The 11,278-nt window shown below is 64.0% G+C and carries 11 protein-coding genes; 1 reads left to right on the top strand and 10 read right to left on the bottom strand.

Annotation, left to right across the window (positions count from 1 at the left end; translation table 11 throughout):
- Positions 1-181 precede the first annotated feature (181 nt).
- Positions 182-940, top strand: coding sequence for a metalloprotease LoiP (gene loiP, locus MMW58_RS04355; protein WP_045857115.1), 759 nt, complete (start codon positions 182-184; stop codon positions 938-940).
- A gap of 42 nt (positions 941-982) precedes the next feature.
- Here the strand turns inward: loiP and MMW58_RS04350 are convergent, their stop codons facing one another.
- The 10 genes from MMW58_RS04350 to MMW58_RS04305 all read right to left on the bottom strand — a co-directional run bounded on the left by MMW58_RS04350 (position 983) and on the right by MMW58_RS04305 (position 11,275).
- Complete coding sequence (locus tag MMW58_RS04350; RefSeq protein ID WP_241722777.1) at positions 983-2,623, bottom strand: thiamine pyrophosphate-binding protein; 1,641 nt, start codon at positions 2,621-2,623, stop codon at positions 983-985.
- Between the two features lie 14 nt (positions 2,624-2,637).
- Positions 2,638-4,107, bottom strand: a complete 1,470-nt coding sequence (locus MMW58_RS04345; RefSeq protein WP_241722776.1) for an aldehyde dehydrogenase — start codon at positions 4,105-4,107, stop codon at positions 2,638-2,640.
- A 15-nt stretch (positions 4,108-4,122) separates the two neighbouring features.
- Positions 4,123-4,887, bottom strand: coding sequence for an aspartate dehydrogenase (locus MMW58_RS04340; RefSeq protein WP_159237135.1), 765 nt, complete (start codon positions 4,885-4,887; stop codon positions 4,123-4,125).
- A gap of 9 nt (positions 4,888-4,896) precedes the next feature.
- Positions 4,897-5,691 (bottom strand): SDR family oxidoreductase, encoded by a 795-nt coding sequence (locus MMW58_RS04335; RefSeq protein WP_241722775.1) that lies wholly within the window; start codon positions 5,689-5,691, stop codon positions 4,897-4,899.
- Positions 5,675-6,445, bottom strand: a complete 771-nt coding sequence (locus MMW58_RS04330; protein ID WP_241722774.1) for an alpha/beta fold hydrolase — start codon at positions 6,443-6,445, stop codon at positions 5,675-5,677. The genes MMW58_RS04335 and MMW58_RS04330 overlap by 17 nt, the downstream gene beginning before the upstream one ends.
- A gap of 9 nt (positions 6,446-6,454) precedes the next feature.
- Positions 6,455-6,985, bottom strand: coding sequence for a cupin domain-containing protein (locus MMW58_RS04325; RefSeq protein WP_095099295.1), 531 nt, complete (start codon positions 6,983-6,985; stop codon positions 6,455-6,457).
- A 10-nt stretch (positions 6,986-6,995) separates the two neighbouring features.
- Complete coding sequence (locus tag MMW58_RS04320; RefSeq protein WP_045857103.1) at positions 6,996-8,252, bottom strand: MFS transporter; 1,257 nt, start codon at positions 8,250-8,252, stop codon at positions 6,996-6,998.
- 26 nt (positions 8,253-8,278) lie between these two features.
- Complete coding sequence (locus tag MMW58_RS04315) at positions 8,279-9,475, bottom strand: NAD(P)/FAD-dependent oxidoreductase (RefSeq protein WP_241722773.1); 1,197 nt, start codon at positions 9,473-9,475, stop codon at positions 8,279-8,281.
- Entirely contained in the window at positions 9,472-10,398 is a 927-nt protein-coding gene (locus MMW58_RS04310) for a VOC family protein (RefSeq protein ID WP_159237132.1), read from the bottom strand. Before MMW58_RS04310 ends, MMW58_RS04315 begins: the two co-directional genes overlap by 4 nt.
- A gap of 88 nt (positions 10,399-10,486) precedes the next feature.
- Positions 10,487-11,275 carry an IclR family transcriptional regulator gene (locus MMW58_RS04305; protein WP_045857098.1) on the bottom strand — a complete coding sequence of 263 codons (789 nt, stop codon included), beginning with the start codon at positions 11,273-11,275 and terminating at the stop codon, positions 10,487-10,489.
- Between the last annotated feature and the right edge of the window lie 3 nt (positions 11,276-11,278).

The following is an 11,278-nucleotide window of genomic DNA, read 5'->3' as shown; positions in this document are numbered from 1 at the left end:
AAGCGACAAAACATGTACATGGAGCATCCTTTTGTGGTTTAAGAAATCTCCGGAACAGGTTGTGCTGCCCCGGAATCCTCTCGCCCGTAACTCGCAATACTCTTTATAATTTGTGCAGGATGCGACATGCTTACCGTCGCCTTTTTCAGACAAAAAATCGTAAGATTGTGGAAGATAAAAAATGAAAATTCGCTCAACTATTCTTGCCCTTGGGATCGCAGCAACGCTTACCGGATGTCAGAACATGGACTCCAACGCCCTCCTCAGCTCCGGCGCCGAGGCTTTTCAGGCTTATTCTCTAAGCGACGCGCAGGTCAAAGCGCTCAGCGACCAGGCCTGTAAAGAGATGGATAGCAAGGCGACTATTTCGCCCGCCGGCAGCGACTACAGCAAGCGTCTGAATAAAATCGCCGCCGCGCTGGGAGACAATATCAACGGCCAGCCGGTTAACTACAAAGTGTATGAAACCAAAGACGTTAACGCGTTTGCGATGGCCAACGGCTGCATCCGCGTATACAGCGGCCTGATGGACATCATGAACGATAACGAAGTGGAAGCGGTTATCGGCCACGAAATGGGCCACGTTGCGCTGGGTCACGTGAAGAAAGGCATGCAGGTGGCTCTCGGCACCAACGCCGTTCGCGCCGCCGCCGCGTCGGCGGGCGGTATCGTCGGCAGCCTGTCCCAGTCTCAGCTGGGCGATCTTGGCGAAAAGCTGGTGAACTCGCAGTTCTCCCAGCGCCAGGAGTCCGAAGCGGACGACTACTCCTACGATCTGCTGCGTAAGCGCGGAATTAATCCGTCAGGACTGGCCACCAGCTTCGAGAAGCTGGCCAAGCTGGAAGCCGGGCGTCAGAGCTCAATGTTTGACGATCACCCGGCATCCCAGGAGCGCGCTCAGCACATCCGCGATCGCATGAAGGCCGACGGAATTAAATAATCCCGGTTCCCCTCTCTGCAGCGCCAGAGAGGGGAAAACGGCTTAATACAGCGTTTTCTGCGGCGGCCCGGCAAAACGCAGCGCGCCAATCTGCCCCATTTTGACCTCCACCACCGACGGCCCCGGCATCGCCAGCGCTTCGGTCATCACCGACTGGAAATCCTCCGCCCGCTCAACGCTCCACGCCTGCAGGCCGATGGCCTGCGCCAGCAGCGTGAAATCCGGAGTATGCAGCTCGTTGTAATACTGACGCCCGCCGAAATACTTATCCTGAATCCCGCGCATCACGCCGTAGCCGCCATCGTTCATGACAATCAGCGTGACGTTAGCCTTTTCCTGCGCCAGCGTCGCCAGCTCCCCCAGATTCAGGCTCAGCCCGCCGTCGCCGACGAGGCCGACCACCTTCCGCTGCGGGTTAGCAATCGCCGTGCCGATCGCCATCGGCAGGCCCATGCCAATGGCCCCGGCCAGCGAGTGGATGTTCATTAACGGGCCGTGGGCGCGGAACAGGCGGCTCCCCCACAGGCTGCCGGAAACGGTGATATCGCGCACCAGGATCCCGTCGTCAGGCAGCGCCTGGGCGATGGCGTCGTTCAGCTGCGCGTAGGCGCCGCACTGCTCGCGCAGCCCGCTATCCGCCAGCGCGACCGCCTCTTTGACCTGCGCATCCCACTGGACATTACCCCATTCACGCCCCTGCGCTTTTTCCGCCAGCGCCGCCAGCAGGCTGGCACAGTCGGCAATCAGCGTGTTATCCATCAGATAGTTACGGCTGGCCGCCGCCGGGTCGATATCAATCTGCACCCTTGGCGACGGCAGCTCGAGGGTCCAGGAGCGGGTTTCGTTGCTGCGCAGGCGCGAGCCCGCCACCAGGGTAAAATCGCACTGCGCCATCAGCGCTTCAACGGACGGCGAATTGTGGAAGGCGCGCAGGCTGGCGCGGTGCGCGTCCGGCAGCACGCCGCGGCCGTGGGTGCTGGAGATCACCGTCATCCCGGAATCGGCCAGCTTTTTCACCGCCGCCGCGCTGCCGATAGCCCCGCCGCCCAGCCACAGCAGCGGTCGTTTAGCCTGGCGGAGCTGCGCCCACAGCGCATCGACGGTGGCGCTATCGGCCTTCGCCGCCGGGGCCGCTTTCAGCGCGGCGGTCACCAGCGAGGCCGGGATTTTCGCGCCCTGAATATCAATCGGGATTTCAACCGAGACCGGACCGCACGGCGGCGTTTGCGCCTCCTGAATCGCCTTATGCAGGATAGCCAGCGCCTGGCTGGCGTTGCTGATGCGGTACGCGCGCTTCGAGCTGGCCTTCAGGAAGGTCAGCTGGTCGCGGGTTTCGTGAATAAAGCCGGTGTCGGCATCGAGCCAGGTTTTCTCCACCTGACCGGTGAGGTGCAGCAGCGGCGTACAGGCGTTCATCGCCTCCACCAGCGCCCCTACCGCGTTGCCGGCCCCCGCGCCGGTGCTGGTCAACGCCACGCCCAGTCCGGAAAAGCGCCCGTGGGCGTCGGCCATAGTGACCGATCCGGCCTCACCGCGCGCCGGAACAAAGCGGATCTTTCCGCGCTGGCCTACCGCATCGGCGATCGGCAGGTTGTGAATAGAGATGACGCCGTAAATAGCCTCAACGTTGTACTGCTCCAGCGTTCTGGCGATGGCTTCGCCGACGGTTATCATTTCGCTCATTGCACACCCTTCTCTTAGTCGCACCAGTGGTTGACGCTATTACCCGTCGCCAGATAAATGCTCTTTTGTTGCATCCAGGCCTTTAGCCCCTGAATCCCTTTTTCGCGGCCCAGGCCGCTCTCTTTAAAGCCCCCAAACGGGGTCGAAATGGAGAAAACCTTGTAGGTGTTGATCCACACCGTTCCGGCTTCCAGGCGATCGCTTAAGCGCAGGGCGCGTCCGCTGTCCCGCGTCCAGATCCCCGCCGCCAGGCCGTATACCGAATCATTGGCCTGCTGGATCAGCGCATCTTCATCGCTGAAGCTCATCGCCACCAGCACCGGGCCGAAGATCTCCTCCCGGCAGGCGCGGGCCGCGTTGGTCAGCCCCTCAACGATCGTCGGTTGAAAATAGCTGCCTGTCGCCAGCGCCGGATCCGCCGGGATCTCGCCGCCGCACAGCACCCGGCCGCCTTCGCGTTTCGCCAGCTCGACGTACTCCAGCACGCTGTCGCGGTGCTTTTCATTAATCAGCGGTCCGACGTGGGTCTCCGCGCTAAACGGATGGCCGATTCTGAGCCCGCGGGTCAGCTCCAGCAGGCGCGCCATCAGCTGCGGATAGACTTTTTCATGCACAAACAGCCGCGAGCCGGCGATGCAGGCCTGGCCGCCGGAGCTAAAGATGCCGTAGCAGATGCCGCGCGCCGCCTGCTCGATATCGGCATCTTCCAGCACGATGGTCGGAGATTTGCCGCCGAGCTCCAGCGACGCCGGGATCAGCTTTTCCGCCGCCACGTGCGCCAGATGACGTCCGGTGCTGGTGCCGCCGGTAAACGAAATTTTGCGCACCAGAGGGTGGCGGGCCAGGGCGTCGCCAATCACCGATCCTTTCCCCGGCAGGACGCTGAGCAGGCCCGCCGGCAGGCCGGCCTGTTCGAAGATCCGCGCCAGCTCCAGCGCCATCAGCGGCGTGGCCTCCGCCGGCTTGAGGATCACCGCGTTACCGGCGGCGATCGCCGGGGCCACTTTTTGCATCTCGCTGGCGATCGGCGAGTTCCACGGCGTAATCGCCGCCACCACGCCCAGCGGCTCGTAGCGGCTGAGCGTCAGCAGATCCGCCTGCCGCGGGGTCGGCAGTTCGCCCTCCAGCAGCTCGCAGGCGGCGGCAAAGTAGCGGGCGCTGCCCGCGGCGCTCATCACCAGGCCTCGCGCCTCCGCCAGCGGCTTGCCGTTGTCGCGGCTCTGCATCCGCGTCAGCTCCTCAAGGCGGGATTCGATAATATCCGCCGCCCTATGCAGGATCTTTGCCCGTAGATGGGGCAGCATGCTGCGCCACGCCGGCTGGCGCCAGGCGCTTTCGGCCAGCGCGATCGCCTCGTGCAGATCGTCAAGGCTTGCCGCATGCAGCGTGGCGTTGACCGAGCCGTCGGCCGGAAACAGGCTGTGCATCAGGTTGCCGCCGCCGTAGCGCCAGCGACCGCCGATAAAAATCTTTAACTCATCCATCGTCGCCTCTTTGCGCTATGCCAGTTCGCGGCAGGCGCGAACCGCGCTCAGTGCCGCCAGGGTGGAGGTTTTTGGGTTGCTGGCGAGCGGCAGTCCGCTGAGCTCCAGGTGGAACTCGCCAAACGCGCCCTGTACGTGCAGCGTGTGGGTATTGCGCCGGGTCATCGGATCGACCATCAGCTGTACCCGGGTATCGTCCATCCCGATGCCGCCCAGCGCCACGGTTGCCGCAACGTTGGCGTTCGCCGGAAACAGGCGGGCCGCTTCGCGCGCGCTGCCTTCAAAAAAGATCTTTGCTTCACTGACCGCGTTGAGGTCGATGAGCATTTCCGCATAGCTGCCGCGCCAGCTGGCCGGGCTTTTGCGCGACCGGTAGGTCACCTGCTCAAGACCGCCCTCTTTCGCTGCCGCCAGGCCGTCAATACCGGCCACCGCGCCGGAAAGCAGGGTTAGCCGGCCTCCGGCGCCGTTGAGGCGTTTTTCCAGCTCGCTATCCGCCAGCGCGCCGGTGGAGATCACCGCCAGATGCCAGCCGCGCCTGAGAATGGCTTCGCCAAACTGCGCCACCGCCTGCTGGCTGGCGCACTCCAGCACCAGATCCGGGGTTTGCGTACAGGCCTGCGGGTCCTCCAGCACCGCTACCGCATCGCCGAAGCGCTGGCGGATCGCCGCGTGGTGCGCCTCGCGCGCCACCACCCAGCCCAGGGCAACCTGCGGCGGCAGCCGTTCAATCACCGCCTGCGCCATTGCGCCATAGCCGATGAGCATGATCTTTTTCATCTCAACTCCTTACAGATGACGGCAAAAGCCGCCGGAGACATCCAGCGCCGCACCGGTGGTAAACGACGCCAGCGGCGAGGCGAGGAACAGCAGCGCCTGCGCCGGCTCGTTCGGCCTGCCGAGGCGCGCCATCGGGATACCGCGCCTGCGGGCGATATCCGCCGTCCACTCGGGCCAGCTCTGGCTCCTGTCCGTGCGGTTTTCAAAGCGCCGCTGCCACTGTCCAGACTCCACCATGCCGAGCAGAATGGAGTTCACCCGAATGCCTTTGGCAACCAGGTCCTTCGACAGCGTCAGGGTCATGTTGAGCAGCGCCGCGCGCGCCGCGGAGGTGGCAATCATGTGCTCCTCCGGCTGCAGCGCCAGCAGCGAGTTCACGCAGGTGATCGAGGCGATATCCGAGCGCTCGAGCTGCGCCTGAAAGGCCTTCACCGGGTTAATCACCCCGAACAGCTTGAGCTCCGCCTCGTGCAGCCACGCCTCCCGCGGCGTATCGGCGAAGTGCGCCACGTACCCCTGGCCGGCGTTATTAATCAGCATGTCGGCACCGCCAAAGCGCGCCGCGACCGCGTCGGCAAAGTCCTGCACCTCGTCTTCTTTCAGCACGTCGCAGCGGTAAGAGAAGACGTCCGCGCCGGGATATTCGTTTTGCAGCGCCGCATGGGCGCTGGCGAGCCGGTCCGGATTGCGGCCGCAGAAGGCGACCTTCGCCCCTTCCCCCAGCAGCAGGCGCAGCGTTTCAAAGCCAATTCCTGACGACCCGCCGGTGACCACCGCTACGCGCCCCTCAATTTGTGCATTCATCGCGCACCTCTTCCCCTACCCGTAAAAGCTGTTGATTGAAAAATGTATCGTTATCGAGATAGCTGGCGTGCCCCGCTCGCGGGATGCCGACGTACGGCATGCGGTAGCGCAGCGCCAGGCCGTGCACCAGCTCCGGCTGGGTAATGGCGTCCTGCTCACCGCACCACGCCTCAAAGCGGCCGCGAAAATCGCCAAGCCAGCGGTGAATATCGTCATGGGCCAGCATCCACGCCGCGGCCAGGTAGCCCTCGGCGCGCAGCCTGCGCATCCCGGCGGCAACGACGGCAACGTTGGCCTCATCGCTACAGGGGTGCAGCAGCTTCGCCGCCCGGCCCTGCGCCATCGCTTCGCCGCCGGCGGCCATCTGCTGCCGGCGGCCCAGCCAGATTTTTTCACGCTGCGCGGCGTCCGCCCGGCCGTAGCCCTGCGCGGCATCGGCCAGCACCAGGCGCAGAACGCGCCCGGGGTACTTTGCCGCAAAGGCGCTGGCTACCAGCGCGCCCAGCGAGTGGCCCACCAGCACCGCCCGCTCAACGCCGGCGAGGTCGAGCAGCTGCGCCAGCGCCTCGGCATAGTCGCCGGCATCCGCACGCTCGGCCGACAACATAGGGCTTTCGCCATAACCGGGCATATCCCAGGCCAGCACGCGGTAGCCGGGCAGCGCCATCTGCTTATGCCAGGAGGCCGCGCCGGAGCTGATACCGTGCAGCAGCACCAGCGGCGTGCCGCTCCCCTGTTCACGAAAACCCGTCATACCGCCTCCTTAACCGCGCTTCACTTTTGACAGAGGATGATCTTCCGGATAGGTCGGGATATTCGGCTTGCGGGTGCCGAGCATCACGCACATCAGCGCTTCCTCTTCGCCGTGGTTAAACAGCCCGCGGTAGATCCCCGCCGGGACGGAGATCAGGTCGCGCTCGCGCAGCACGGTTTCGGTGTAGCTGTCGCCGTCCTGAACCATCAGGGTTATCTGCCCCTTGAGCATGAAAAACACCTCTTCGACGTCATCGTGCAGGTGCAGCGGCCCTTCGCACTTAGCCGGCAGCACCATGGTGGAGAAGGTGAAGTTCTCCGCCGCCACGGTATTGGTGTCGTTGGCGACGCCGGTGGCGCCGGTGCCGATGTAGCGCATCTGGGCGCGGCGGTATTTCGGGTCGAAATCGGCCTGGAACTTCAGCGCGTTCCAGTCATATTTGCGTCCTTCAAAGCGCGCGATACGCGACTCAATCCACTCTTCCATCGTCAGGTGCTCAGGCTTGAGGCCCTGTTTTGCAGTTACGCTTGAATCTGTCATCGTCTTCTCCTCAGTAACGTCTTAGCAGCGGCAGCAACAGGAGACAGCCTACGACCGCCATCACCGCCAGAAAGATCAGTCCGGAATCCATGCTGTGGGTGAAGGCGATAAGCGCGCCCATCACCGCAGGCGACAGGGCGCCGGCAAAGTTTCCCAACCCGTTGAAAATCCCACCCGCCGTGGCGCTGACCCGGGGATGGGTCGCCTTCGCCAGCAGCGCAAAAATATTGGGGGCGCCGGTTCCCCACATGAAGGTGCTAAAGCTCATCGCCGCGATAACCGTTAGCGGAGTGGTGAAGTGCATCACCGCCGCCAGACCCACCGCCGCTCCGGCCAGCGAGATAAAGCAGGCGGCCGCGCGTTTATCCACCCGGTCTGAAAGCCACGCCCCGATGATTTCGCCGAGCAGCATGGCGATAAACGGCATCGACGACAGCCAGCCGGCGTGCTCCAGGTGGATACCCTTGCCCTTAATCAGGTAGCCGGGAAGCCAGCCGTTGATGCCCCACAGATAGGCCAGGAAAGCGATATTGAAGACGCAGATCATCCAGAAGTGCGGACTGACAAACAGCTCCCGGCGGGCGCTACGCCGCTCTTCCTGCGAGCTGGCGGCTGCGGACGTTTTGCCCTCCAGCTGGATGCCGCGCAGGCCGATACGGACAAAAATCAGCACCGGCGCCGTCAGCATCGCCATCGCAAAGAAGGTGCTTTGCCAGCCGAAGGTGCTGAGCAACCAGATGGAGAGCGGGAAGCCGATGGCCGCGCCGACCGGCGTCCCGAGCAGCCACAGCATGGTGGCGCGCGCCTGCAGACGCTGGGGGAAGGTGTGGCGCACGATGGCAAAGGCCAGCGGAAACAGCGGCCCCTCGGCGATGCCGAGCAGCACGCGCAGCACGATCATGGCGCTGTAGCTGTGGGTGAATCCCATCATCACCATTAATACGCACCACACCACCATCATGCCGGTGAGCAGACGCAGCGGCGCGATGCGGTCGCCCAGCCCGCTGAGCAGAACCGAGGAGAAGCCGTAGCTCAGTAAAAAAGCGCTCATCAGGATGCCGAGGCGGGTGGTATCAAAATCGATGCCCATCGCCTGCTGAAAATGGCTATCGGAAAACAGCGCCGCAATGCTGATTTTGTCGAAGAATGCCAGCAGCACGCAGGCCAGTAACGACAGCGGAATGGCCCAGCGAACCGCTTTTTCAGGCGCGTGGACGCCCTCACCGCCCGCCACGGAGGGCGCGGTGTTGGTCTCTAATGTGGTCATCTCTCCCCCTTAAGGGTGCGCGGGTGTTATCGCAATGACATCAGCGAAAAGGTCAGATCGTCGAGCGGCACGGCGGAAAGATCCCTCCCCGCCGCCATCCAGCGCTTCGCCAGCTTGACGGTGCGCGCATCGTTAAACGCCACCAGCTGGCTGAGCCGGCCGTCGCCAGCGATCGAGAAAAACAGCGGCCCTTTGGGATCGCGGCGAACCACCGTCCGGGTTCCCGGCTGCGGAATACCGAGGATCTGAATATTGTGCGCGTATTGATCCGACCACAGCCACGGCGCTTCGTCGTAGCCCTCGGCCTGCGGATCGAGCATCGCCTTCGCGGTCGCCACCGCCTGATTCTGGGCAAAGGCCCACGACTGAATGCACAGGCCGTACTGGTGATGGCGGGCGACGTCGCCGGCGGCGAAAATAGCCGGATCGGCCGTTCGTCCCTGGGCATCGACCACGATCCCGCGATCGACGGGCAGGCCCGCCTCCTGCGCCAGCTCCAGATTAAGATCGACGCCGATCCCCACCACCACCGCATCGAAGGTCTGACATCGGCCGTCGCAGCGGATCACCGGCAGGCCGTCGCTATCTTCGAGGCCCAGCGCACCGCACCCCGTGCGGACGTTGACCCCCCGATCGCGGTGCAGCCATTCCAGCTCCTGCGACACCTCGCCGCTTACCGAGCGCATGCACAGCGCCGGCTGCTGTTCGTAGAGCGTGACCTCGACGCCGCTTTTGCGCGCCGAGGCGGCAATCTCGAGGCCAATCCAGCCGCCGCCGACGATCGCCAGCCGGGTGCTGGCCGCCAGGCGCTGCTTCAGGCGCCGGGCATCCTGCCAGTGGCGCAGGGTGTAGACCTGGGGATGCTGCGCCCACGCCTCGCCGGGCAGGCGGGCGCGGCCGCCGGTAGCGATCAGCAGGCGGTCGTAGGTCAGCCGCTCGCCGCCGCTCAGGCGCACGGTTCTCGCCTCACGATCGATGGCCTCCGCCCGCTGCGGGCGGTACCACTTCAGGTTCAGCGCCTGCTGAGCTTCTGCGCTAAACAGACGCGGCAGCGCCGGTTCGGCCTCCAGCAGCGCCGCCTTCGACAGCGGTGGGCGCTCGTAAAAATCCCACTCCTCCTCGGCGATGATGCAGATCTCGCCGTCGAAGCCTTCATCACGCAGCGTTTTTGCCGCCCAGCCGCCGGCCTGGCCGCCGCCGATAATCACTATCCGCACCGTCATACCGCCTCCGGCTTTTTCTGCTGGCGGCGGGTGTCGTGGTCGATACCGCCCTCCACCGCCCACTCGGTAAAGGAAACCAGGGAGTGTTCCAGCTCGCGCGGCTGCCAGTTTTCCGTCAGATAGTCGTCGTTGGTGTAGTACTCAAACGCGCCGCCGGTCGGGCTGTTGACGTACCAGAAATAGGCCGAAGAGACCGGGTGGCGGCCGGGGCCGATAAAGGTGCTCCACTGGCTTTTGTTCATCGCGATCCCGCCGCCGATCACTTCGTGGATATCGCGCACCGTAAAGGCGACGTGGTTAAGGCCGCGCCTGCGGGTCGGCAGCTGTAATAAGAAGAGATTGTGATGCCCGCCGCGCACGCCGCAGCGCAGGAACACCGCGCGGTTGATATAGCGATCGGACACCTGGAAACCGAGCACTTCGCGGTAAAAGCTCTCTACCGCCGCCAGCTCCTCCACGAAGAACACCACGTGGCCGATGTTGATCGGCTGGGCGCGGTCATAAACCGGGCTCGGCGTATCGATCCGCCGCACGTCGCCCCACTGGTTTATCGGCTCAACGTCCAGCTCAACCGGCGTCTGCTGGCTCACCTGGACCCGCAGCGTCATGCCGTTCGGATCCTGGCACTCGAGGGCGCCGTCCACTTCGCGAAAGGCCGGCTGCTGCGCCAGCTTCGGCCGCAGCGCCTCCAGCGCCGCCCGGTCCGCCACGCCCCAGGTCATCCGGCGCAGGGTATTGCCCGCCTCAAAAGCGGGCGGCAGATCCGGGCTGTTGATCGGGTTGAGCATGACCTGGGCGCCGCTCAGGGTGGTAAAACCCCGGCCGCCGGCATCGCTCGTCAGGCCAAAATCACGCATAAATTTGGCGCTATGGGTCAGGTCGTCGACGCCAAATTCCAGCTTTTCAATTCCGGTTACACTCATCGTTCGTTGCCTCTTTACCGTTCGGTCGCCCGGATTTGGGCGTAAAACATGCCCGACGCAGCCAAGCGCCTGCAGTTAACGTATTGATTTAAATAGCCTGAGCTAAATGCCCGAGGAAGCCTGAAATTTTGTCCGCCGCCATGCTGACATCGTTTTGCAGCCGCTCGCGATCGGCCTGCGGGATCTCATCCGACGGCACCAGGATACTCACCACCGCCGCCACCCGTCCGCTGCGATCGTAGACCGGGTAAACGATGGAGGAGATCCCGTGACGGTAGAAGGACTCGCCGATCACAAAGCCCCGCGCCTTATCCTGCTGCACCATCTGCCACAGCGCTTCACGGTCGTGAATTTGCCCCGGCGTATTGCCCGGCAGCCGCTCGTCAGGGAACAGCAGCTCGAACTCGCGGCGGGAGACATCGGTCAGCAGCATGCGGCCAAGCGAAGTGCAGTGGACCGGCAGCCGGGTGCCGATGCTGACCTGATTAATGCGCGAGCCGGCGGCGCTGACGCGGGCGATGTAGATGATGTCCCGCCCGTCGCGGATCGCCAGGTGGCTGCTGCACTGGCTGGTATCGCGCAGCTGCTCAATCACCGGCTGACCGACCTGCGCCACATCCAGGGAGGCGATATATTCAAAGCCCAGACGCAGGACGTTCATCCCGAGCGAAAAGGTATTGGTGCGCGGATTGCGCTCCAGAAAGCCCATATATTCCAGCGTCTGCACCACGCGATAGGCGGTCGCCTTCGGCATATCCACCAGCCGATGCAGCTCGGCGAAGGTCAGATCGCGATGCTGCTCGCCAAACGCCAGCAGCAGCTCCAGCCCCCGCTCCAGGCCCGGCACCAGGTACTTCACTTCCCGCTCGTTTGCCATACC

It is taken from the genome of Klebsiella sp. HC6 (assembly GCF_022605325.1).
Taxonomy (GTDB): Bacteria; Pseudomonadota; Gammaproteobacteria; order Enterobacterales; family Enterobacteriaceae; genus Klebsiella; species Klebsiella terrigena.
The sequence above is the reverse complement of the archived record's forward strand: the minus strand, read 5'-3'. Positions and strand labels throughout refer to the sequence as shown.